Source organism: Psychrobacter sp. SC65A.3 (assembly GCF_025642195.1).
Taxonomy (GTDB): Bacteria; Pseudomonadota; Gammaproteobacteria; order Pseudomonadales; family Moraxellaceae; genus Psychrobacter; species Psychrobacter cryohalolentis.
This window is the reverse complement of record NZ_CP106752.1, coordinates 914,649-940,031: the sequence shown is the minus strand read 5'-3', so window position 1 is coordinate 940,031 and position 25,383 is coordinate 914,649. Positions and strand designations below refer to the sequence as shown.

20 protein-coding genes are annotated in these 25,383 nt (G+C 43.9%); 12 read left to right on the top strand and 8 right to left on the bottom strand.

Translation table 11 applies throughout. The features are described 5' to 3' along the window. Positions 1–105: 105 nt before the first annotated feature. From ccmI to OEG80_RS04085, 5 genes are all read right to left on the bottom strand, one after another. A complete protein-coding gene (gene ccmI, locus OEG80_RS04105; protein ID WP_011514064.1) occupies positions 106–1,386 on the bottom strand; it encodes a c-type cytochrome biogenesis protein CcmI in 1,281 nt (426 codons plus the stop codon). Continuing rightward, positions 1,383–1,949, bottom strand: coding sequence for a cytochrome c-type biogenesis protein (locus OEG80_RS04100; RefSeq protein ID WP_263241902.1), 567 nt, complete (start codon positions 1,947–1,949; stop codon positions 1,383–1,385). The genes ccmI and OEG80_RS04100 overlap by 4 nt, the downstream gene beginning before the upstream one ends. Beyond that, positions 1,946–2,596 carry a DsbE family thiol:disulfide interchange protein gene (locus OEG80_RS04095; protein ID WP_263241898.1) on the bottom strand — a complete coding sequence of 217 codons (651 nt, stop codon included), beginning with the start codon at positions 2,594–2,596 and terminating at the stop codon, positions 1,946–1,948. The genes OEG80_RS04100 and OEG80_RS04095 overlap by 4 nt, the downstream gene beginning before the upstream one ends. Before the next feature lies 1 nt (position 2,597). Continuing rightward, positions 2,598–4,643: a heme lyase CcmF/NrfE family subunit gene (locus OEG80_RS04090; protein ID WP_263241895.1), complete on the bottom strand. Its 2,046-nt coding sequence runs from the start codon at positions 4,641–4,643 to the stop codon at positions 2,598–2,600. A gap of 240 nt (positions 4,644–4,883) precedes the next feature. Beyond that, positions 4,884–6,218 (bottom strand): hypothetical protein, encoded by a 1,335-nt coding sequence (locus tag OEG80_RS04085; RefSeq protein WP_263241893.1) that lies wholly within the window; start codon positions 6,216–6,218, stop codon positions 4,884–4,886. Positions 6,219–6,843: 625 nt separating this feature from the next. Here OEG80_RS04085 and mrdA point away from each other — a divergent pair. The 8 genes from mrdA to scpB all read left to right on the top strand — a co-directional run bounded on the left by mrdA (position 6,844) and on the right by scpB (position 14,679). Then, the gene (gene mrdA / locus OEG80_RS04080) at positions 6,844–8,832 is read left to right on the top strand and encodes a penicillin-binding protein 2 (protein ID WP_263241890.1); all 1,989 of its coding nucleotides are present in this window, start codon (positions 6,844–6,846) and stop codon (positions 8,830–8,832) included. 36 nt (positions 8,833–8,868) lie between these two features. Then, positions 8,869–9,555, top strand: coding sequence for a 16S rRNA (guanine(966)-N(2))-methyltransferase RsmD (rsmD, locus tag OEG80_RS04075; protein ID WP_263241888.1), 687 nt, complete (start codon positions 8,869–8,871; stop codon positions 9,553–9,555). A gap of 211 nt (positions 9,556–9,766) precedes the next feature. Continuing rightward, positions 9,767–10,195: a 50S ribosomal protein L13 gene (gene rplM / locus OEG80_RS04070; protein WP_010199223.1), complete on the top strand. Its 429-nt coding sequence runs from the start codon at positions 9,767–9,769 to the stop codon at positions 10,193–10,195. 10 nt (positions 10,196–10,205) lie between these two features. Further along, positions 10,206–10,592 carry a 30S ribosomal protein S9 gene (gene rpsI / locus OEG80_RS04065; protein WP_011514071.1) on the top strand — a complete coding sequence of 129 codons (387 nt, stop codon included), beginning with the start codon at positions 10,206–10,208 and terminating at the stop codon, positions 10,590–10,592. Positions 10,593–10,856: 264 nt separating this feature from the next. Beyond that, positions 10,857–11,948, top strand: a complete 1,092-nt coding sequence (locus OEG80_RS04060) for an LpxL/LpxP family acyltransferase (RefSeq protein ID WP_442792451.1) — start codon at positions 10,857–10,859, stop codon at positions 11,946–11,948. 125 nt (positions 11,949–12,073) lie between these two features. After that, positions 12,074–13,162 (top strand): tryptophan--tRNA ligase, encoded by a 1,089-nt coding sequence (gene trpS / locus OEG80_RS04055; RefSeq protein WP_263241885.1) that lies wholly within the window; start codon positions 12,074–12,076, stop codon positions 13,160–13,162. A gap of 32 nt (positions 13,163–13,194) precedes the next feature. Continuing rightward, positions 13,195–14,061, top strand: a complete 867-nt coding sequence (locus OEG80_RS04050) for a segregation and condensation protein A (RefSeq protein ID WP_263241882.1) — start codon at positions 13,195–13,197, stop codon at positions 14,059–14,061. Positions 14,062–14,118: 57 nt separating this feature from the next. Next, the gene (gene scpB / locus OEG80_RS04045; protein WP_133104404.1) at positions 14,119–14,679 is read left to right on the top strand and encodes an SMC-Scp complex subunit ScpB; all 561 of its coding nucleotides are present in this window, start codon (positions 14,119–14,121) and stop codon (positions 14,677–14,679) included. Positions 14,680–14,787: 108 nt separating this feature from the next. Here scpB and lolA read toward each other — a convergent pair whose 3' ends face one another. The 3 genes from lolA to rplU all read right to left on the bottom strand — a co-directional run bounded on the left by lolA (position 14,788) and on the right by rplU (position 16,513). Continuing rightward, a complete protein-coding gene (gene lolA / locus OEG80_RS04040; protein WP_149409638.1) occupies positions 14,788–15,489 on the bottom strand; it encodes an outer membrane lipoprotein chaperone LolA in 702 nt (233 codons plus the stop codon). A 360-nt stretch (positions 15,490–15,849) separates the two neighbouring features. Then, entirely contained in the window at positions 15,850–16,107 is a 258-nt protein-coding gene (rpmA, locus tag OEG80_RS04035) for a 50S ribosomal protein L27 (RefSeq protein WP_263241880.1), read from the bottom strand. 94 nt (positions 16,108–16,201) lie between these two features. Continuing rightward, positions 16,202–16,513, bottom strand: a complete 312-nt coding sequence (gene rplU, locus OEG80_RS04030) for a 50S ribosomal protein L21 (RefSeq protein WP_011280837.1) — start codon at positions 16,511–16,513, stop codon at positions 16,202–16,204. 702 nt (positions 16,514–17,215) lie between these two features. Between rplU and OEG80_RS04025 the strand changes: the two genes are divergently transcribed. The 4 genes from OEG80_RS04025 (at position 17,216) to OEG80_RS04010 (ending at position 25,170) form a co-directional block, all read left to right on the top strand. After that, a complete protein-coding gene (locus OEG80_RS04025) occupies positions 17,216–18,145 on the top strand; it encodes a polyprenyl synthetase family protein (RefSeq protein WP_263242463.1) in 930 nt (309 codons plus the stop codon). Positions 18,146–18,692: 547 nt separating this feature from the next. Further along, positions 18,693–20,039, top strand: coding sequence for an efflux RND transporter periplasmic adaptor subunit (locus OEG80_RS04020; protein ID WP_263241878.1), 1,347 nt, complete (start codon positions 18,693–18,695; stop codon positions 20,037–20,039). Positions 20,040–20,074: 35 nt separating this feature from the next. Then, positions 20,075–23,377: an efflux RND transporter permease subunit gene (locus OEG80_RS04015; protein WP_263241876.1), complete on the top strand. Its 3,303-nt coding sequence runs from the start codon at positions 20,075–20,077 to the stop codon at positions 23,375–23,377. After that, positions 23,374–25,170 (top strand): efflux transporter outer membrane subunit, encoded by a 1,797-nt coding sequence (locus OEG80_RS04010; protein ID WP_263241875.1) that lies wholly within the window; start codon positions 23,374–23,376, stop codon positions 25,168–25,170. Before OEG80_RS04015 ends, OEG80_RS04010 begins: the two co-directional genes overlap by 4 nt. The last annotated feature ends 213 nt before the right edge of the window (positions 25,171–25,383 follow it).

The window sequence follows — 25,383 nt, the reverse complement described above, 5'->3', positions numbered from 1 at the left end:
ATGCAGCAACATATGATGACTTATCTGTTCATGAGAGAAGGTTGCGCGCCATAGATGAAACGATAGCGCGCACTAAATGTAGGATGATATTCTGGACTCAGCGAGTTAAGGAACCTGCTGATTAATGGCCACATTGACTTGATTCTGCTCGACGCTTATCACCACAGGATTACCTGATAGATCACCTGACTCGGCAATGGCAGTACCACTATGACTGATGCGAGCAATGACAGCGAGTTGAACTTTTTCATCACGCGCAGATTTTAATGTGCGCTCTGGCATCATGGCATCTAAATCACTTAGACTAACAGTTGCTTCGCCTTGCTTAATCACGCTAATCGGTAAACGCTTGGCGGCAAATGGCGGGCCACCTTTCACATCACGTATCGCGACAAACAATACATCTTCAGCTTTCACTAGGGGCAACAATGACCGATCAATAGAGATGGTAACTTCAATCCCTTCAGATGCTTGCTGCTCTTGTGCCGTGACATTGGCACTTAGCTCATCAAGACTGCTCAATGCTTGGGTATGGTCACCTGGTTTGGCAGCAATACTCTTACGTAACCGCTTAATCCAACCTTGCGCTTGTTCAAAATTATTACCGCGAGCCTCGCCCATTGCCATCAGCATTTGCGCACCTTCATGCTGCGGATTTTTGGCAAGAACATCTTGCAGCACACGGCGGCTATTGGCATCAAGCTGACCTTTATTAGCAAAAAAGCTAATCTGCGCATAAGTGGTGGCGATTTCTTCGTTGTCAGGCGACAGACGATAAGCACGAGACAAAGCCTCAATCGCTGAGTCAGTGGCTTCCAAGGATAAGAACAGCTCTGATAAACGCATCCAGCGATCAGGGTCATCGGCATGACGATAGACGTTGGTCTGCATCGCGCTGATCAATTGAGTACCATCTTCAATCGCCCAAGCGGGTGGCTGGTCAATCTTACCGGTCAATAAATCATCCGCCACTTGAGCAACTTTGTCTTCTGCTGCCCACAAATCAAAGACTGGTGTACGATCACCGACCAAGAAATAAGCCAACGCTGCCAGCACAGGCACCCATACCATGATAATCAGACGGCTCTTAATACCAGGCGCGACCATTGGGGTGACTTCACGCTGTGCATCCAATAGCTGACGCTCAAGCTCGATCTTTTGATTTTGATAATGGGCGTCATCAATCGTGCCGTTGTCTTTGTCTGATTGTAATTCTGTCAAACGCTCACGAAATACACCGATATTGATGTCTAGTAGCTGATTGTCAACAGGATTTTCTCGTAACCTTGAAGCTCGTAGCCAAGGTGTGATAACGATCACTGCCAGTACGAGTGCAATCAGTAAGCTTAGGGCAATAAATAAGCCAAAAGTAGAAAATAGGGTCATTTTTTGTCCTCTATGCTTGTGATGTCATGATCTGTTTTATTGCGATCAGCTCGTGATAACAGACGATCAAGTTCCGCTTCTTCTACTGCTGATAAGGCGGCGGCGCTGTCTACCAAGATGCCACTTTGACCACGAGCAGCGCGCTGACTGCGTTTGCTTTGCCAAAACCAGCCAACGATCAATACAATTAATAATAATGGCGGAAAGAACCATAATATCCACGTTGAAGGACGTACCGGCGGCTTATAAGTGATAAAGTCGCCATAGCGCTCTTGCATATAAGCGCGAATCTCACCATCACTACGACCTTCTTTAATCATGTCATAGGTTTTTTGCTTTAGATCTTGGGCAATCGGCGCATCAGAACCTGCCAAGTTTTGGTTTTGACATTTTGGGCAACGCAGCTCTTCGATAAGACCACGGTACTGGGCTTCTTGCTGCACTGAGTCAAAGTCGTAGACGTCAATGGCGGCATAAGCATTGATACTAAGCACGCCAAAAAGACAAGCAATGATCAAACTTGCCAAATTTTTCGTGATAGATTTTAATGGCATCATAATCATTTGCACGCCTCTTTAACTTGGTCAAGATCAGGGCTGACATTATTTTTATCAGCCTCATTGAGCACCATCAGACAAGGCGTGATACGGCTCTGCCAATTACTCTCATTAATCTCACCAACAATGTGCTGACGAATAATACCTTCACCATCAACCACAAAGGTTTCAGGTGCACCGGTCAAACCCAAATCTAAGGCAAATTGACCAGATAAGTCTTGGATAGACATCGAAAAAGGGTCACCGCCACGGTTTAAATAACCGAGGGCGTCGCCAATATCATCTTTATAATTGACGCCCACCAGATTGACGCCACGTTCCTCTAACTGCATTAAAAAAGGATGCTCAATGATACAAGTTGGGCACCAAGAGCCCCAAATATTCATCAAAAACGGCTGATCTGGCAGGTTGTCATTGGTCATGATACGACTGGTATCGGACAATAACGGCAACTCAAAAGCGGGCACCGGACGCTCAAGAGCGGTATTGGTTACGATTTCGGTCGGCTGACCTAAACGGAAATACAGCATGACTATAAAAGCGGCAAAGATGATCAACGGAATCAAAAACCATATTCTGATTTGGCTTTTTTTCATCGTTTGATTGCCTTTTTTATCAGTACCTTTTTGAGGAGACTTCTCTGATTGGGTCATCTTATTTCTCCCCTATTGTTGCCGTGGCATCTGTCGCATTGTTGCTATCTAAGTCAGCAACGGTCGCGAAACCTGACTTGCTTGCTGTAATTTGAGCGGGCGTCTTAGTTGTTTTGAGACGATAGCGCCTATCAAGCATACTCAATAGACCACCTAATGCCATAATAATAGCGCCGAGCCATATCCAGCGAATCAATGGCTTCACATAAATACGTACTGCCCATTGATTGCTACCCTCAGCGATAGGTTCACCAAGTGCGACATACAAGTCACGCATGAGGTTGGCATTAATTGCCGCCTCAGTCGTCGGCATCGTACTGATGATATAAGTCCGTTTTTCAGGATGAAGTATCGTTACTTCCTTGCCCTTCTTAGTTACTGTGACCTCGGCTTGCGTTGCATCAAAGTTACTGCCTCTCGTCTCTCTCAAATCCGTCAATGCAAAGTCATAACCTTGGACATTAACCGTTTCACCAATCCTTAGTGCCACATCGCGCTCGATGCTTAAGGTACTGGTAAACGCAACACCGATGACCGCTATAATAACGCCGATATGAGCGGTCTGCTGACCCCAGTAACTCAAGCGGAGCTTAGCTAAGCCCTTGAATAAGCTTGGGGCATTTTTGGTTTTGTCTTTAAAATCGACCACCATCCAGAACAATACCCAAAAGCTCACCGCTAGCGTCACACCAATATTGAGCATGGCAGAAGGGCTAACAAAATAGGCAATGACTGCAGCTAAAACAAGGCTACTTGCCGCAATGACCATGCCAGCGCCTAAGAGCGGGCGACTGTCTTGTTTCCAGCGGATATTGGAGCCCATGCCCATTGCTATCATCAATAGCCAAGTCAGTGGCACAAACAGTGCATTAAAGTACGGAGGACCTACGGATACCTGACCTAAATTAAAGGCATCGGCAATGATAGGATAGAGCGTACCAAGTAATACGACTAAGGTCGCAATCAAAATGATGACGTTGTTAATGACTAAAAACGACTCACGTGAAATCAGCTGATATTGACTCTCAATCGTGAGACGCCAGCCACGTACAGCGAACATCAAGAGACCACCGCCCACAATAATGCCAAGAATTGCTAAAATCACTAAACCACGCGTGGGATCCGCAGCAAATGAATGCACAGAGGTAATCACCCCAGAGCGGACTAAGAATGTCCCGAGTAAGCTTAAGGCAAAAGCAAAAATGGCCAGCATAATCGTCCACGCTTTAAAAACACCGCGTTTTTCAGTGACTGCCAGTGAATGGAGCAATGCCAAACCTGCCAGCCAAGGCAATAGCGAAGCGTTTTCTACTGGATCCCAAAACCACCAACCGCCCCAACCAAGCTCGTAATAAGCCCACCACGAACCCAGTGCAATACCAATGGTTAAAAAGCCCCAAGCAGCCAATGCCCATGGACGTGACCAGCGTGTCCATACCGCATCTAAGCGACCTTCCCACAGTGCTGCCATACAAAACGCAAACGGCACTACCATACCGACATAGCCCATATACAGCATCGGTGGATGGATAATTAAACCAAAATCCTGTAAGACAGGGTTTAAATCAGCACCATCAACGGGCAAATTTGGCAAAGTGCGGTCAAACGGTGACGAGGTAAAGATAAGCATGGCCAGCATCATCATCTGTACAGCGGCTAATATCACCAATACACGCGCCCGCATCGACAATGGCAAACCACGACTAAAGTATGAGACCAAGGCACACCACGTTGCCATAATAGTCATCCATAGTAGCAGCGAGCCTTCATGCCCGCCCCACGTCGCTGATAACTTATAATACCAAGGCAGCAAGGTATTCGAGTGCTGCGACACATAGACAAGGCTAAAGTCATTAAAATAAAAGCCTGCCATCAATGCGCCAAACGAGGTAATCATGGCGGCAAATTGCGCCCATGCCAAGCTCGGTGCCAAACGCTGCCAAGCAACATGGTCACGCATAACGCCTATCGTTGGTAATACTACCTGCAAAATCGCCAACATAAAGGCGGCTAGCACGGCAAAATAACCCAATTCTGTGATTAACATACGGTCTAACCTTGTTTACCTTAATACGGTCATTGTTTATTTTAGGGATTGGTATTGCAGGATAATCGAAAGTATCCAGTACTTGTTACTGCTTGTAGTTTAAGCGATTATTATTATCTAAATAACGCCCTAAGCCATTGCAGCTTAGGGCGCTTACAGCATGGTACATTAGCGTCAACTTGTCACGTTTCTGTATCCACTCTGTATGCGATGTGTATAAAAAGCATAAAACATTGCTTATCACTGCATGGCTGGGAAAAACACCAATACCAGATGTAACCAACCTGCCAAAAATCCAGTCAAGCCGCCAAGCACAATTAGCGTCATCTCATCTTCACGAAAGGCAGGACGTAATAAGTTTTGGAATTCATCAGGCGTCAGCGCTCGGATGCGATCACGAAACAGTCCAAATATCTTACTGGCACGACTTTCATTGAGCTCAGGGTCCCTTAGTGGCACCATCGTTGCAACGATAGATTTATCAATGATGGTATTTTTTAATTGCCCAAACTCGCGGCGACCCAGTCCTAATCGTAAAGTCGTATTAATCACTGGTGACTCTAAGACTTTATACAGATGCGACTTCATCAATTCACGCGTCTCAATAGCGCGGTCACCATACATCATCTCATTCATGATGTTCTCAAGCGTCACCAAATCTTTGACCACAATCTCAGCAAATACTTCAGATACCTCTTCTTGGCGCTTCATAAAGCCGCCTTGGAGTCGATATCGAGCGATATGCGGTAATTGTGGCTTAATAAAAGGAAAACGGCTCTGTAGCGCAAAAAACTTCACATAACGGATAAAATGCGGCTCTACAGGATTAAATACCATCCAAATCGCAATCCAATTGGTCAAAAAGCCCCAAATGGCCGCAAAAAACGGTACTGTCCAATGTTGCGGCACTACCAAGAATATAAACATTTGGATAATGCCAAAAATCAGCCCAATCAAAGCACTAATATGCCAAATAAAATTGATTTCTTTTTGTCCGACTTTTAAGAACATATTGACCATCAAACGACGATCACTTTCCATCTTATTGACAATCATCTTACGCATATCGACCAAATCTTCGACATGATAGGTCAAGTCAGTCACCAAAGATTGCATAATGCTTGGCAGCTCTTGGTGCGCTTGGGCATAGACACGGCGCTTGAGCGAATAAGGCAAATTGCCCCACAGTGCTGGCGAATGATCAAGCATAATTTCATCAATCAAGTTTTCAAGGTTTTTATCAACCGCCTCAGTGATGAACAGCGCCATCTGATCTGGTTCCATAGCCTGAAAAAACTCATCAAGCGAGCCAAGCTTAGATAGCGTCTGATCAACAATCACGCCAGATATCTTACCCGCTTTTCTTGGCACAATACCTTGCCAGCCAAGACCCGGCAGCCCAAAGAATGGGAAATTAGGGATGCGTATACCGCGAAACTTAATCGGATAAAACAACATCTTGAGCGCCATCCAGACATGAATCCATGTCACAAATGCTGTCACCGGCGGAATGGTAAGCATGGCAAAAAACTCAGGGTGCTCAGCGATTGTTTGCCACAATGAAGTTACATCCATGACTTTATGTATCCTTGCCGTGATGATCGATGTTGACCAAATATTCTGAGCACATTAACAATGCTTAGCAATAAGAAGCCCTCTCCCCAATAACTACTACAAAATAAATCGCCTGATTTTAGCATACTTGCCATCCATTAGCACATGTAGACCCTAGGCAAGTTGTGACTAGAGATGACACGTTTTACACTGCTACTGTGGCATAAAAAATCCTTAAAATAATCTACTGCCGTATGACCAGTAACCGATTTAATAACTACTTCTTTCGAATTTACTCGGTGATTAGATCCGTTGTGAAATGAGTCACCAACCACAGTCGTATGCATAATGATGCCACCTTTTATAACAGCGATAAAATAAATGACTGTCTACTGCGTCATCGCTTTTGATCTGTTATAATTTGCCGTTGTCGTTTGCGAGATGTTTGTAGATCTATGATGATAATATTTCAGATATTGAATGCTTCTTATATCACGCTATGTTTTTGAAAGTCCTTAGCTTATCCTTTATGCTCACCTCGTTTTGTCTACATGATATTTGACATGGTCGACTGCTACTTCATAAATACCTCCTTTGATAACTTTTTGATTTATTGTCTCACTGACTGTTTGGGTACTGACTTTATATGAACAAACCGCTCACTCCTGATACCGAACAGGTCAATCGAATTTTTACCAGTCGCATTCTTATTCTTGGATTAATCATATTTGTAGGCTTGCTAGGGCTAATAGTACGTTATGGATTTCTGCAAGTTTTTGCTCACGATAAATATACGACCCAAGCAGACAACAATCGCATCAAATTGATTTCTGCCCCACCAAGTCGTGGTTATATTTATGATCGCAATGGCGTTATCCTCGCTGACAATCAGCCGGTTTTCACCGCTATGCTCAGCCCTGATGAAGTCGAAAACCCTGAGCGTACCTTACAATTACTCGCGCCCATCTTTGATTTGACGGATGAAAATATCACCGATATTTTGGCGCGTGTGAGTAAAAGTAAAAATGATCCGGTAACCATCAAGATTGACTTAACCGAGGCGCAGCTGGCGCAGTTTAGTGAACGCAAACCCTTTTTTCGCGGTGTTAGCATCCAAAGTAAGCTCACACGCTCATACCCGTATGACGAACTTTTTGCCCACGTTATTGGCTATGTCGGACGTATTAACGACAAAGAATCGAAGAGAATTAATAAAGATCGCTATGCCGGTACCGACCTTATCGGTAAGATTGGGATCGAAGATTATTACGAAGATATTTTACTTGGGCAACCCGGTTATCAGTCAGTAGAAACCAACGCACACGGCAATGTGCTGCGTCAACTCGATACTAAGCCACCAATCGCCGGTAACGACATCACCTTAAGTTTAGATTATGGGTTGCAGGTTGTGGCGCAGCAGCAGCTTGATGGCAGGCGCGGTGCCATTGTGGCAATAGACCCCAAAACCGGCGATGTACTAGCCTTTGTCAGTAATCCAAGTTATGACCCAAACCCCTTCATCTCCGGCATCTCATTTAAAGACTATGATGATCTGCGTGAAGATTTGGATCAGCCACTTTATAATCGTGCCCTACAAGGTACTTATCCACCGGGTTCAACCATCAAGCCCTTTGAAGCCCTAGGCGGTATTCATTATGGTCTACGTAACTGGGAAACCACTATCTACGACCCAGGTTACTTTAGCTTACCGGGTGACTCACACCGTTTTCGTGATTGGAAAAAAGGTGGTCATGGCACTGTCGATCTCAAAAAATCCATCGTGATGTCAGTCGATACTTATTATTATAAATTGGCGTATGAAATGGGTATTCAGCGCTTACATAACTGGATGGTACGTTTTGGCTTCGGCGAAGAAACTGGCATTGACTTGCCCAATGAAAAATCTGGAATTATGCCTTCACCAAAGTGGAAAAAAGACACGTACGATAAGGGTTGGTTACCGGGTGAGACCATCTCTGTCAGTATTGGTCAAGGCTATTTCTTAGCGACGCCACTACAGATTGCCAATGCAACGGCCATGACAGCGAGTAAAGGTCTTCATATTACTCCGCATCTCTTAAAGAGTAGCGACGGTGCGGCAGCAGTCGATGTCATCACCAAACCGGATGGCAAGATTGATTATAATGGCAAACCCTCTGATTGGCTGCGTATGCATGATGCTATGGAGCAAACGGTCAAGGCAGGTACTGGACGCGGTATATACACACCGCGCTATCGTATCGCCGGTAAAACGGGCACCGCGCAAGTAAAATCCATTGCTCAGGGTAAAAGCTATAACAAATCCGCGCTGGATAAGCGCCACTGGGATCACGCTTGGTTTAATGGCTTTGCACCAGTAGAGGATCCACAAATCGCCCTAGCGGTATTGGTCGAAAACGGCGGTGGTGGTAGTGTCGTTGCTGCGCCTATTGGGCGAGCCTTGTTTGATTATTGGGTATTACAGCGCGACACCAATCCTATTTTGCCGCCCACTGCTGATCAGCTAAAGGTTATTAAACGGCAAAAAGCATTTGAGAAAGCCATGCGTGATGCGATACGTGAAAAAGAAGACAAAGCACTAAAAGCCGCAAAAGAACAGGCTCAAACCGCTACAACGACAGCGACTTCTGACTAACATATTCAGTATAGAATAGATAACTAAGCTAATTTTATGAAAAAATCTTCAAGCACGCGTAAGCCTAATAAAAACCAAAAAACCAAATCTATTACGGCTGGTGATGTACGTATTATCGGTGGTCAGTTTAAACGCCGTATCGTACGTTTTATTGATGCAGAAGGATTACGTCCGACCCCAGACCGGCTACGTGAGACCTTATTTAATTGGCTGATTTCTGATATTCATGACGCTCAAGTGCTCGATAGCTGCGCCGGTAGCGGCGTCTTAGGTTTTGAAGCCTTATCGCGCGGTGCTGCTCATTGTATTTTTATTGAAATGAATGCCGCCCAAACTCAAATGCTACGCCAAAGTGCCGAGATGTTACGTCTTGATAGTGACAGCCATAAAATCATTCACGGCACAGCCGAACAAGTTCTACAACAAAAGCAGCTTGTACCGCGTCCCTTTGATATCGTGTTTATAGATCCACCTTATGCTAAGGATTTATGGCAATCTATTTTGACCACTTTGTTTACCCAAGATCTGATCAATACAGACACGCTTATCTACCTAGAAGCGGATAAAGATTTAGATGAGCAATTGAGCCAACTGGCAACGGTTTTTAATACCACGCTAGCGCTGCAAAAAAACGATGAATCACAAACATTGTATTTTGATTGTTTGAAACAGACCAAAGTTGGGCAAGTTGTTGCTGGACTTTATCGTCTATTATCGTCATAATTGTCCGGTTAATGAATTCTGTTAATAAAATTTATAAATGTTTAAAACCGCTAAAAAACTGGCCAACGCTGCAGTTTAATGTATATAAGGCGAAAATAAACCCCAATGCAGCTTGCAAGCGTAGGCGCTACTGCTTATAATGTGCAGTCTGTTTTTTGAGAGCCCCGTTCCCAGCTAAACTCTCAACGAATTCTAATTTTAAGGTTTTATCATGAAAACACTTAGTGCAAAACCAGCTGAAGTGACCCATGACTGGTATGTCGTAGATGCTGACGGCAAAACCCTTGGTCGCTTAGCCACTCAAATTGCTACTCGCTTACGTGGCAAGCATAAGCCATCTTTTACGCCGCACGTTGACACTGGTGACTTTATTGTTGTCATCAACGCTGACAAAATCACGGTAACGGGTAAAAAAGCGCAAGATAAAAAGTACTATCGTCACAGTGGCTACCCAGGTGGTATTAAAGAAACCAACTTCAGTAAACTGCTTGCACATAAGCCTGAAGATGTTCTACACAAAGCGGTTAAGGGTATGCTTCCAAAAGGTCCTCTTGGCTATGCGATGATCAAGAAGCTGAAACTTTATGCGGGTACTGAACATCCACATGAAGCACAGCAACCTAAAGCACTAGACATCTAAGGATACACTTATGGAACGCAATTACGGAACTGGTCGCCGCAAAACTTCTACCGCTCGTGTCTTTTTAGCGAAAGGTACTGGTAGCATCGTCGTTAACGGCAAACCACTTGATGAGTATTTCAGTCGCGAAACGTCGCGCATGGTTGTTCGTCAGCCTTTAGAATTACTTGACACCCCTACTGCTTATGACCTTTACATCACTGTAAAAGGCGGCGGTATTAGTGGTCAAGCTGGCGCAATCCGTCACGGCATTACGCGTGCATTGATTGAGCTTGACGAATCTAACAAACCTGCTCTAAAAGCAGCTGGCTTTGTTACTCGTGATTCACGTCAAGTTGAACGTAAGAAATTGGGTCTACGTAAAGCACGTAAACGTCCACAATTCTCAAAACGTTAATCAAAGCTATCTCTTATATTTCTGCAACTGTTGTCTTTATCTCAGAGCAACAGCTGCAGCATTAAATAGAAGAATAGATTTGCAAAACCTTATAAGCTGTCCGCAGCTTATAAGGTTTTTTTATGCCTGATGCTTTTATAAAAAACGATTTTCATATATAACTATCTTGCCTATAAATCTGTCTTAACAAAGGATAAATCAACTTGCAAAGTCTCGCTTACTACCCCATCATAATCATAACTTTTCATTACTAGTAACAGTCTTATGAAAGCGCCTGAACAATACGATCCTAGCAAACCTGCCTCAAAGAGCAGCATGCTGCCACCAAGTATACAGCCGCCTGCTAAGTCTCCGGCTCTACCTGTTGGCACACCGACGATTACCCAAACGCATAAGCAGACCGATCAAGCAGAAAAGAAACCTTTTGAATGGCAGTTTTTAATGCCTAAATATTGGGGTATTTGGTTATTATTTGCTATTTTTTTGCCGCTGATTTATCTACCGTTACGGTGGCAATTTTGGCTCGGGCGTAAGCTTGGTATTTTAATCTATACTGTCGTAGGCTCACGCCGCCGTGATACCTTAATTAACCTCAAACTGGCATTTCCAGAAAAGCCAGAAGTGGAACGTGAGCTCATGGCAAAGCAAGTCTTTGTCAATCAAGGCATTGGTGTATTTGAAACCTTATGCGCTTGGTTCCGTCCGAATGTTTTTACCCGTACAGTGTCTATCTCAGGGTTACAGCACCTTGTTAATGCACAAAATGAGGGTCACGCGGTCATCTTATTGGGTGCCCATTATACGATGCTTGATCTAGGCGGTATGCTCTGTACCCAGTTCTTCCCAATGGATGGTATGTATCGTCCGCAAAATAACGCATTGCTTGATTGGTTTATTTATAATGGGCGCACAAGTATTCTGAGTAAACAAATCTCCAACCGTGATATGCGTAGCCTTGTTAGCTCTCTTAAAAAGGGTCGTGTGATTTGGTATTCACCGGATCAAGATTACGGTTTAAAACAAGGGGTCATGGCGCCATTCTTTGGCGTACCAGCAGCAACTCTGACGGCAACGCGGCGATTGGCAACCTTAGGCAATAAAGTGCATCCACCAGCCGTAATGGCGCTGCATACTTATCGACAGACGCCAGATAATTTGCCACGTGGCAAACGCCCCCATTATCATCTGACGATTACGCCAGAGCTGGAGAACTATCCAAGTGATAACGAAGTGGCTGACGCTACTCGCGTTAATGAAGTACTAGAGGGCTTGATTCGTATTGATCCCACTCAGTGGATGTGGTTCCATCGCCGTTTTAAAAATGGTCCCGAAGGTCGTAGAGATATCTATAAGTAAGCTTTTATTCCCACGAAAATCACTGTCAAAATTTGCTATAATTTACAGCTAATATTTTTTGCTATTATCAGCAGATAAATAACCATAAATTTATAATAATTTGATCAATAAATAACGGATTTCCCATGAGTAATAATCAGATTTCTGACGGCCAACCTACTATTAATAGCTCAGCAGCAGCCAAACGCATCCTTACTGGTATCAAACCGACTGGCACCCTACATCTGGGTAATTACGTTGGTGCGATTCGTCCAGCGATTCAGTCTATCCAAAACAGTGACGACGAAGCATTTTTCTTTTTAGCAGATTATCACGGTATTATTGGTTGTTATGACCCTGATATTATTCATGAATCGACTAAAGCCATTGCAGCAACTTGGATTGCCTGCGGTCTTGACCCTGAGCGCGTGACTTTTTATCGTCAATCAGATGTGCCTGAAATCCCAGAACTTGCTTGGATATTGAACTGCTCATGTGCAAAAGGTCTCATGAATCGTGCGCACGCTTATAAAGCGTCAGTCGATATCAATATGGAAAAGGAAGATGTTGATCCCGATCAAGGTATTAACATGGGGCTGTTCGGCTATCCGGTACTGATGGCAGCCGATATCTTGATGTTCAATGCTACGCATGTGCCTGTTGGTCGTGACCAAATTCAGCATATCGAGATGGCTCGTGATATTGCCGGTACTTTTAATCATCGCTATAAGCCACTGTTTACGCTACCATCTGCTGTTGTAGATGACGATATCCCACTACTCACAGGTCTTGACGGGCGTAAAATGAGTAAGAGCTATAGCAATACCATTCCTCTATTTGGTGATCTAAATCCACAAGTTAGCGCTGAAAAGCAGATGCATAAAGCCATCATGAAGATCGTCACCAACTCGCAGTTGCCTGCTGAGCCAAAAGACCCTGATGACTCTGCTATTTTCGAGATTTACAAAGCCTTTGCAACGCCTACTGAGATTGCCGATATGCGTGCGCAGTTTGCCGCTGGTATTGGCTGGGGCGATGCCAAACAAGCGTTGTTTGATAAAATCAATGATGAAGTTGCCCCATTCCGCGCACGTTATGAGGAACTGATGGCAAATCCAAAAGAGCTAGAAGAAATCCTACAGATGGGTGCAGAAAAAGCCCGCCGTCATAGTCGTAAGCAACTAGATAAGACCCGCCGCGCTATTGGTATCCGCCCACTTGCCAAACTTAAGTAAATTATTATTTATGATGACCATAGATTGCTATCATGCAAAGTAAGCGATTAATTGAGTCTAGCGCAGAGATTCATGATATGTCTCTGCGTATCTATCAGACGCCTGTACAGCATTTGCCAGAAGATCTGTATGTGCCGCCACAAGCGTTTGCTATTTGGCTTGAGCAGTTTGCAGGGCCATTAGACTTTTTATTGTATTTGGTTAAGAAAAACAATGTCGATTTGACACAAATGCCGATATTACCGATTACAGAGCAGTATTTGGCTTATATCAGTGAATTGGACACCAATCATTTTGAGTTGGCCGGTGACTATCTACTAATGGCATCAACCTTGATTGCGATCAAGACTGAGTTGTTACTTCCTAAACCAGAAACGCCTACCGATGAGCGCGATCCAAAAGCTGAGCTGATTGAGCGTCTTGAAGAATACGCCCAAGTCAAAGCTGCCAGTCAACGTTTAGACAATTTAATTCGACTTGAGCGCGATGTGTTTTTGGCGATGGTCAGTATGCCAAGCCAAGACATTATGAATGCTGAGCTACCAAGCTATTCACCTACTGTATTGATTGATAGCTTGTTTAAGATGCAGCTGCAACCCGACTATCAGATGCATAGCATCAAGGTCGATGCTGTGCCACTTGCTGATCGTATCGCTAGTATCAGTCGCCAACTGAGTATGGACGGCGCGCGTCCTTTTTATGAACTATTAGATAAAGCCCAAGGAAAAATAGGTGTGGTGGTCAGCTTTGTCGCGGTGCTTGAATTAATCAAGCGCCAACTGATTAGTGTGGTTGCTAATAGTACGGACAGTCGTGTTAACACAGCAAATAACGCTGATAGCAGCCTGCCCACTCATAACGATTTACTCGGAAAATTGACGTTAGAATGGTTAGCATAATCCTAACTGGCTCTATAGTAAGTCTAAAATCATTAAACTGAAGAAGATTATATTGAAATGGCAGATATAGACGACCCTAAGGACCACCTACTATCTATTGAAGACATAAGTAAACAGATTGAAGTTTTACTTCATGCTTCAGAAGCACCCTTAACTACTAATCACTTAAAAAAACACTTGTTCTTAACGACTAATAAGTTAGAGCAGGCACTAGAACTGCTAAAGCAACGCTTAAATCTTGGCGTATTAAGTTTGCATCATACTGCCAGTGGTTATCGCTTGCAAATCGCTGATAGCCATAGTGCCTTAATACAGAGTGTCTTTCCGCAGCGTCAAGAACGTCTCAGCCAAGCCTTGCTAGAAACTTTGAGCGTTATCGCCTACAAGCAACCGGTAACCCGTAGCGATATAGAACATGTGCGCGGCGTGACGCTATCGAGCAACATATTGCGTCAATTGTTTGATAAAGGCTGGATTGAAGAAAATGGTTATAAAGATACTTTGGGGCGTCCGGCATTACTGCATACTACGTCTCAATTCTTAGATGCTTTTGGATTGAGCCATTTAGATGAGCTACCGCCCATGCCAGAGATAGACAGTATTAGAGCATCCTCTTAAATAAATCCGATAAAATACTCCTGCTCAATAAAAAAGGACACACCTATTAGGTATGTCCTTTTTTATTATTCTAATCAGCTAGTTTAATGAATAAAACGCTGATCACTTCTACTGGTTGATAATATCAACACCTTTTGGCGGCGTAAACTTGAACTGATTGCTGCTAATGCTTGGGTTCATTTTGATACCGCTAAACTTAATAGAAGTAGTCTGTCCCAAACTGTCATTTAATACCATCATCACAGGCTTGCCACCGCTAAAGCTCATTGACAAGCTCTTAAAACTGGCACTATCTGACTTTGGATACAGCACATAGTAGTTTTTATTGGCATACGGCTGGGTGATTTTAAAGTTCTTATCGATTTTACTTGGATCACCTGAGAGTAATAGCGCTGGCGTATTACCCACTTGGCTGTCTACGTTTTGTTTAGTAGCTTGCTCCAAGTCCTTATCATAAACCCACATCGAGCTACCATTTGCCACAATCAGCTGCTCTGACGGTGACTTGGTTTCCCAGCGGAAATTATTTGGACGTTGCACACTCATGGTACCACTGAACGTACCACTATTAGCGCCCTTAGTCGTCTGGCTAAAGTTGGCCGTCATGCTCTTAGTATTGGTCAACAGCTTGTTTAAACGCTTAGCTGCCGTTATATTATCAGCTGGCGCTGCTGTCGCCGATTGCGTTATCGCCATCATAGGCGCTGCGACGCCAAGCGTAGTCATTAAGACGCCTGCCAATGCTCCGCCCATCATCTTTTGTTTTAGCGTTGTTGTCTGTTTAGTCGATTGATTAGTCAGTAAAGTCATTATAAATCCTCTCTAAAAATGCAAAATAGCATAAAAATAAAACGTTTTATCAAATTTTTGTTTTCGGTAAATGTTTATCATACGAGTACAAAACCGGTGTGATAAAACAATGAGGACAGTGTGCCAGTTTTTTTATTACGCGCCTAGTCATGATTTGCAATCATTACTACTGCTGGCATACAGGCTTGTAAATACAACAGTTACAAAGTAATAAATAGCCTTTATCGTAGTTTTAACCGTTTTAATCAGTGGTTAACATAAGCTTATAAGCATAAAAAACCCCTACTACCAAACGGTAATAAGGGCTTTTTTAGTCATCAAATTATTTTATCTAAGAGATAAAACAATCTAGATGGGCAACTAGGCGCTTTCAACCATCACATAACGACGGTTAAATTTACCTTTGGTCGCAAACTTTACCACACCGTCATTTAGTGCAAATAAAGTATGGTCACGACCCATGCCAACGCCTTCGCCGGCGTGGAATTCTGTACCACGTTGACGAACGATGATGTTACCAGCGATGATGGCTTGACCGCCAAAGATTTTTACGCCTAGCATTTTTGGGTTTGAATCACGACCGTTACGGCTTGAACCGGCAGCTTTTTTATGTGCCATGAGAAAATCTCCTTGTTAATGTGACTTATCGCTAATGCGACAACTCTTAAGCTTTTAGTGCGTTATTAATCATCAATAAACTGACAATCGTTAATTAAGCATTAATCGCTTTGATTTTTAACAAGGTATACCATTGGCGGTGACCTTGCTCTTTGTGATAATGCTTACGACGGTTGTGCTTGACGATACGGATTTTTTCGCCGCGACCATGCTCAACAACTTCAACTTCAACACTAGCGCCTTCAACGATAGGCTGACCGATCTTGACAGTTTCACCATCAACAATCATCAACACATCTTCAAATTTGATTGTTTCGCCTGTTTCTGCTTTAAGTAATTCAACTTTAAGCAATTCATTAACGACTACACGGTGCTGTTTACCACCAGTTTTTATTACTGCGTACATTGTATGACTCCGTTTAACCCGTGTGCCGTGGCTGATATCATACCAACACTTCGACGACGAACACGACAGGGAAAAATTAAAGGCAAGATTTTACGGCTTTTTGCTGATAAAAGCAAGCCGCACCTCTTGTTTTTGTATGGTGGTGATACCAAAAATCTATACTCGTATCAGACACAATGTCATTGATTAATCAGCGCAATGTATATCGCTATTAATATAGACCCGCCTAATAACACGCAGAGATAGTGGTTAAAATCCAACAGCGGCTATTATAGCTTATCTAATCAGATACTTACAGTTTTTTGTAAATAGACATGTAATAAGTATCTATTCATTAGTCATCGTTGTTTATTCCGCTTAGCTGCTAATAGCTACTTACCAGTGATTTGCTGATTTTCACCATAATAGACGCTGTAATATTCGCCTGAACCTCAAGCGCCGTATCGCATTTTGCTATACTTAAATCAACAATATCACTAGACAGCTATGCTATCATGCATAAAACGCTGGCTTTGCTAAGTATCACTATTAAAAGTATCGCTATTAAAATATTCTTTATTTTTATTGGTATGATTATCTATTATGACTTGTACTCCTTTATCTAAAACCGCTGCGCCATTGTCTACCGCGCCATCAGTCAATCTATCGTCTACACCAACCTATGCTGATATCCAGAGCATTGTGGCTGATGATTTCGATATTATGGACAAACAAGTGTTTGGCAGCCTTAATTCCAAAGTTAAGCTGGTGATGAATGTCTCACAGCACGTGATTAACGCTGGCGGCAAACGTATGCGCCCATTAATTACCTTGTTATGCGCGCGAATGCTTAATGATGAGCCATCGAAGCAAGCCATGCATTTGGCAGCGATTACTGAGATGCTGCATACGGCAACTTTGGTACATGATGATGTGATTGATGAATCAGGACAGCGCCGTGGTAAGCCTACTGCCAATGCCACTTGGGATAATGCAACAGCTGTCTTGGTCGGTGACTATCTAATTGCTCGTGCTTTTAATTTGTTAGTGGGCTTTCAAAGCTTGCCACTATTACAAGTGTTTTCAGACGGTACTTGTGATATTGCTGAAGGTGAAGTATTACAACTGCAGCATCAGCATAATCCTGAAGCAACTGAGCAAGATTACCTCAATATCATCGATGGTAAGACTTCACGGTTATTTATGATGGCAACTCAAGGCGCTGCGATTTTGCAAGGTCAAACGCAGCATTTGCAAGCATTGGCTGATTTTGGTCAGCACTTTGGCAATGCTTTTCAAATTGTCGATGACGTGCTTGATTACAGTGGCGATAGTGCGCTGATGGGTAAAAATCTCGGCGATGATCTAGCTGAAGGCAAACCTACCCTACCTACTATTAAAGCACTCGAACTACTCAAAGACAGCAACAAAGAAGGCTATGAGCAGCTGCGTATCGCCGTCCAAACGGGCAAAACACCCAATGCAGAACAGTTAATCGCCTTAGTACGCCATTCAGGCTCACTAGATTATTGTAAACAGCGGGCTTTAGAAGAAACCAAGCTTGCCCAACAAGCACTCAGCAGTTTGCCGAATAATCGCTATCGTCAGGGCCTATACCAGTTGACTGAACTTGCCAGCGCTCGCTTATTATAATTATCAAATAACAACGCTTAGTTACTATTTATATTGCTATTACATTGATAAGACTCAAATCGATACTGCTTATATTGATATAAGCAGTTAAATGTTTTTATTGCTAAATTTTTACTTAATTATTGCTATAGCAATGTTTTTCTGAACAGACTAAATATTGCTTCTTATGTGTCTCCCTTTATTAATAATGCACTTCTATATTTTTTAAATAAACAAAATTTAACAATGTTATCACTGACTAGACAATGTAAATTTTGCCCTTCATTTTTAGCGTAATGCTTGTGTTTTCAATAGGTTCTAATCTTTTATTATCATAAACGGCAATGATAGCCGCCAGAAACGGTTTTTTTCGCCTTGACTGTGGGGTATACCCTATAGTTTATAATCTCTTATTAAATTTACTTATCCGGTTATTGATCATTCGATGTACTGTGATAACGATAAATGCCTAATAGTTTTTTATATTTTCTACGTTAAGATGTATCCATAAACTTTTTATATTGTCACTATTTATTATTATATGATATTTATATTGCCGAGGACATTGATGAAGCACTCTTATCTTGCGCTTGTAATAGCAACTGTACTATCTGGAGCTGTACTGGTTGGCTGTGACAAAAAAGAGGATGCCGCTGGCGACGCGGCGGCGGCACAGCAACAAATGCCGCCCTCCGTCGTCAACGTTCAGACTGTTACTTTTGGTACTGTGCCACAAGTACAGACTTTTGCTGGACGTACAGCGGCTTATCAAACCGCTGATGTCCGCCCACAGGTGAATGGAATTATCGACGAAGTGTTGTTCCGTGAGGGCAGCAACGTCAAAAAAGGTCAACCTTTATATCGCATTAATACGGATAACTATGCGACGTCTATTACCAGTGGTCAGGCAGCAATAGCCCAAGCAGAAGCCAACTATCAGACGGCATTGGCTAATAATGCCAATGCAAAAGCGGATTTGGCCAGCCGTCAAGCGTCATTATCACAAGCACAAAATGATTTGCAACGTCTGCAAGGTTTGGTGGCTATTGATGCCATCTCAAAGCAGCAATACGATCAAGCACAAACCGCTGTGCGTACTGCACAAGCAGCTGTCCAAAGCGCCAATGCTGCTATCGGTCAATCACAAGCCGGTATTGAAAGCGCAAAAGCAGGTATCCAAACAGCGAAGGCTGGCTTGCAAGCGAGCACTTTAGATCTCAATCGTACCATCGTACGTGCACCTATCTCAGGTCGTACAGATCGCTCTAGCGTTACTGCCGGTACATTGGTTAGCTCAGGTCAACCTACTCCTTTAGTAACTATCTCACGCCTAGATCCTATCTATGTCGATATCAGTCAATCATCTTCTGAACTGCTTAAATTGCGTCAGCAGATCTCTGCCGGCAAAGCAAAAACTGGCATGAACTCAGTTGAATTGGTGTTAGAGGATGGTTCAACCTATCCTGTACGTGGCGAGTTGGCATTGTCAGAGGCGAAAGTCGATGAATCAACAGGGGCAGTGACCTTACGTGCCATCTTCCCAAATAACAGCAATATCTTATTACCCGGTATGTATGTCACTGCGCGCTTAACTCAAAGCGTCATTACCAATGCGGCATTAATTCCGCAAAGCGCAGTCACACGTACACCTAAGAGTGAAACGCAAGTCTATATCGTCGATGAACACAACAAAATCCAAGTTCGTCCGGTCACGATTAATGGTACTTATCAAGGACAATGGGTAGTCACTGACGGTCTTCAAGCTGGCGACAAAGTCGTGATTATCGGCGGCGCAAAAGTGAAGCCTGAACAAGAGGTTATTGCGAAGCCATTAGAAAATCCAAACCCTGCGCCTGCTGCAAAAGAAGCTGCTGCCAAAACACCGCAGCAAGCTGCACAATCAGCCGCCAAATAATTCCATTCAAAGCTAGGAAGACTTAGGGATTTACTATGTCACGTTTTTTTATTGATCGCCCTATTTTTGCATGGGTGATGGCTATTTTAGTCATGCTTATCGGGATAATATCGGTTATTAACCTACCGATCGAGCAGTATCCACGTATTGCACCACCGACCATCTCAGTCAGTGCCAGCTATCCTGGTGCTAACGCACAAACTGTCGAGAACTCAGTCATACAGATCATTGAACAACGTATGAAGGGTCTTGATGGTCTGATGTATATGTCGTCATCGAGCTCGTCAAATGGTAGCGCCTCAGTGACGCTTACCTTTGAGAATGGTACTGATTCTGATACCGCACAAGTACAAGTACAGAATAAACTGCAAGCAGCGATGAGCTCCTTGCCTGAGTCTGTTCAGCGTCAGGGCGTCAACGTCAATAAATCGTCTAGCAGCTTTTTGATGGTGCAAGCATTTATTTCTGAAGATGGCACTATGGATCGAGCGGATATTGCCGATTATATTAACTCCAATGTCGTCGATTCGATCAGTCGTGTAGAAGGTGTGGGTGAAGTTCAAGTCTTCGGTTCTACCTATGCGATGCGTGTATGGCTTGACCCTTCACGCCTACGCAGCTATAACATGGTACCGTCTGATGTCGTCAATGCAATACGAGCGCAGAACGCGCAAGTATCTGCTGGTCAGCTAGGTCAAGCACCTGCTGATACCGATCAACAGGTTATCAATGCCACCGTTACAGTGCAAAGCTATCTACAAACACCTGAAGAATTCCAAAATATTCTGTTAAAAACAGATACCTCAGGCGCACAAGTACGCTTAGGCGATGTGGCAGATGTCGAAATCGGTAGTGCAGACTATAGTGTAGTATCGCTATATAACGGTCAAGAAGCTGCCGCTTTGGGTATTTCACTCGCAGGTGGTGCTAACGCGCTTGAGACTCGTGAAGCCGTTGGCGCACGTATGGCTGAGCTAGAAAAAAACTTCCCAATTGGTCTAGCCTCAGTCGTTCCTTATGACACCACGCCATTCGTACGCTTGTCTATCGAACAAGTCGTCATGACCCTCATTGAGGCGATTGTGTTGGTATTTATCGTCATGTTCATTTTCTTACAGAACTGGCGTGCAACTATTATTCCGACGCTTGCCGTACCTGTCGTTTTATTGGGCACGTTTGCAGTGCTTTATGTAGCAGGCTTTAGTATCAACGTGCTGACCATGTTTGCGATGGTACTGTCCATCGGTCTACTGGTCGATGATGCGATCGTTGTGGTAGAGAACGTTGAACGTATCTTAGAAGAAGATCCTCATATTTCTATTAAAGACGCGACCATTCAATCGATGGGTGAGATTAGTAAGATTGTTATCGGTATTGCTTTGATTCTATCAGCAGTATTTGTACCGATGGCCTTCTTCGGTGGTTCAACGGGCGTAATTTACCGTCAGTTCTCCATTACTTTGATTACTGCTATGGTGTTATCAGCCATTGTCGCCCTTGTTTTCACCCCTGCGCTATGCGTGACCTTATTAAAACGTGGCAAGAGCCATGAAAAAGGCAACGAAGAAAAGCAAAAAGGCTTTTTTGGCTGGTTTAACCGCTCATTCTTTAAGCTTAGTCGTTCATACGAAGGCTTTGTCGGTAAAAGCTTTCGCTTCAAATGGTTATATTTGATTGGTTATGCGGCCATTATTGGCGTCATGGTGGTGGTATTCTTACGTATTCCCGGCTCATTTTTACCAGAAGAAGATCAAGGTATTATGTTTACCTTGGTTCAGCTTCCTTCCGGTTCGACGTTAGATGAAACACAAGAAGTGCTCGATAAAGTAAGAAACTATTACGACACTCAAGAAACCGATAACATTGCCTCCGTCTTTACCATTGCAGGCTTCAGCTTTGCAGGTCAAGGGCAAAATATGGGACTGGCATTCGTTCGCCTGTCAGATTGGGAAGCGCGTTCCGGTGATGAGAACACCGCTCAGGCTGTTGCTGGTCGAGCAATGGGTTACTTCTTTACCCAATTAAATGAAGCGCAAGTTTTTGCGATTGTACCGCCAGCCATTACCGAACTTGGTAACGCCAGCGGTTTTGATTTGATGCTCCAAGATAATGGTAACCTTGGTCATGATGGGCTACTTGAAGCACGAAACATGCTGCTAGGCATGGCAGCGCAAAACGAGCAAGTCGCTGGTGTACGTCCTAACGGTCAGGAAGACTCACCGCAGCTTAAGGTGAATATCAACCAAGAGCAAGCCGCCGCTTATGGCTTGTCACTAGGTAATATCAATAGCGTTATCTCCACCGCTTGGGGCTCAAGCTACGTTAATGACTTCATTGATCGTGGCCGTATTAAACGCGTCTTTGTTCAAGGTGAAGCGAGTAGCCGCACCAATCCGGATGATATTGGTAAATGGTACGTACGAAATGAAATGGGCGATATGATCTCATTTAATGCTTTTTCGACCAGTGAATGGCAATCAGGCTCACCACGTCTGACCCGCTACAACAGCTTACCGTCTATGAACATCCAAGGCAGTGCTGCGCCCGGTCTAAGTACTGGTGAAGCGATGAGCTCGATGGAAGCGATGATCGAAAAGCTACCTGAAGGTATCGGTTACGAGTGGACAGGTATGTCACTAGAAGAGCAAAAGTCAGGCGCTCAAGCACCGATGCTCTACGCACTTTCAATCTTAGTCGTGTTCTTATGTTTGGCAGCCCTCTATGAAAGCTGGTCTATTCCCTTCTCTGTCCTACTGGTCATTCCACTTGGGGTATTAGGGGCAGTCATATTTACGTGGTTACGAGGTTTCGCCAACGATATTTACCTGCAAGTAGGTCTACTGACGGTGGTTGGTCTATCGGCCAAAAACGCCATCTTGATTATCGAGTTCGCTAAAGAGCATCAAGAGGAAGGCTATAGTCTAAAAGAGGCAGTCATGACAGCAGCACGCCAACGTCTGCGCCCCATTATCATGACCTCACTTGCCTTTGGTCTAGGTGTTGTGCCATTATTCTTGGCGAGCGGTCCAGGTTCAGGCAGTCAAAATGCCATTGGTACCAGTGTGGTCGGTGGTGTTGTCTCTGCAACATTACTAGGCATCTTCTTTATTCCGATGTTCTATATCTGGATACGCAGTGTGTTCCCTCACAAGTATGAGAACAACAAGCCAAATAATGGTGGCAGTACGCCTGGCGGCTCTAACCCTGATAATCCAGACAGTCCTGCTGGACCAACAGAGTATAATGAACCACCGATCACACACGTTGACGACGATATGCAAAACATGACGCTTTCTAAGAGCGCTCAGCCTGCAAGCTTTGGAGATAATACACAATGAGTTTACGTTATTTTGTTACCCCCAACTCAGCAACTAAGGCAGTCTCTTTGACTGCCCGCGTTCGCCAAAACAGTGGCCGTTTTCTTGGCTTAACGGCTTTGGCATTCAGCATGGCGGCTTGTAATACCATTCCAAAGGCTGATACACGTCCTATATTGGCGGTGCCTAATATTCCGATCGAACAAACCTATGGTGCGTTTGATAAAGAAACTGTTAGTAGCGCTGAGCAAGGCAGTCTTGCTAGTCAACGCTGGCAGAACTTTTACAGCGACGAGCGGTTAAAGGGTCTGATTGCTCTAGGTCTTCAAAACAATAAAGACTTTGAAAGTGCTCGTTTAGCAATTGAAAAAGCCCGTGCACAATATCAAATTACTGATATCAATGATCTACCTCGCATTGATGGCAGTGGTGGCTATACTCGCTCAGCACAAAATAACCGTGATAGAAACTCTAGCGGTGCTTATAGCGTGAACCTTGGTCTTGCCAATTATGAGCTCGACTTTTGGGGTAAAATTGCCAGCTTAAAAGATCAAGCGTTGCAGAACTTTTTATCAACGACAGCGGCAAAAGACGCGACCCAGATCAGTCTGATTAGCAACATTGCTCAAAGCTATGCCAATTTGAGCTATAGCTTGGCGCAGCTACAACTGGCAGAGGCGACTGTAGAGAGCCGTGAGAAATCGCTATTTATTGCTAGCAAACGCTTTGAAGCTGGTATTGATCCTAAGCTGCCCTCTTTGCAATCTAGCGCCTCACTTGAAAATGCCCGACTTGCCGTTTTACGTGCCCAAAGCAGTATTTTAAAATCACGTAATGCATTGCAGTTTTTAGTTGGTGGACCGATTCCAACCAATCTGATTCCAACGCCTGCGGTCAGTAATATCACAAGTCAGCAAGTATTTAGTGCTGGCTTGCCAAGTGAGCTGCTACGCTATCGTCCTGATGTGTTGCAAGCAGAATATAATCTGAAAGCAGCTGGTGCGAATATCGAAGTGGCGCGCGCGTCTTATTACCCCTCTATCAGCTTGGCCAGTAATATTGGCTTAAGCAGCGGCAGTTTAAATGACCTATTTAAAAGTGGTTCTGTCGGCTGGTCATTCGGTCCAAGCGTTAGTGTGCCTATCTTTGATGCTGGTCGTTTAGATGCCAACTATGATGTGGCACAAATCGAGCGTAAGCAAACGCTTGCAGGCTATGAGCGCTCAATTCAAACCGCTTTCCGTGAAGTGTCGGATGTCTTAGCCACCCGTGCAACTTTGGGCGAGCAGTTAGAGGCGCAGTATCGTTTGCAAGACAACTTTGAGCAAACGTATCAGATTGCTGATGCGCGATTTAAAGCAGGTATCTCAAACTATTTAGACGTTCTTGATGCGCAGCGTTCGTTATTTTCAACACAGCAAGGCATTTTGGATTTAGAGCTGCAGAAAATCATCAGCCAAATCGAGCTTTATCAAGTGTTGGGTGGCGGTGCCAATCTAGATGTACCAACCGTGATTCCTGTACCGCAACATAGAAATCTGGTACAAGTAGTCAATGCAGCTACCAATAGCAACAAGGCAAAAGCGGTTCAGGCTATCGATGCGGCAAGTTCTGCGCGTGTGGTTTCTGCTCAAGAAGCCCTCGCCATTAAACAGGCACAGCCAGTAGAAAAATCGACCTTTAAGCCAACGGCTGTAGTCGATGTCAATAACGATGGCAAGACTGATGCCGCTATCGGTGTAATCACCGAAGAGACTATGCTTAAAGAGAACAGTGTCGAGCAAGTACCAGTCACGCAGATTATTGAGCCGTAAATCTTTATAAAGCCCTAAGCGCGTGACGTACTTTTATCGCGTTGATAGTCGATAACTACAATCAGCCCTACCGACTCATTATAGTAAGTCGGTAGGGCTTTTTGCTTTTGATAGTGCTTTTGCTTTTCATAGCTGGTATTGGGTATAGTATCGACATTGTGTGACGTATCTTTTTAAAACCTTAGTAGTAACCTCATTAAAAATCTCAGTAAT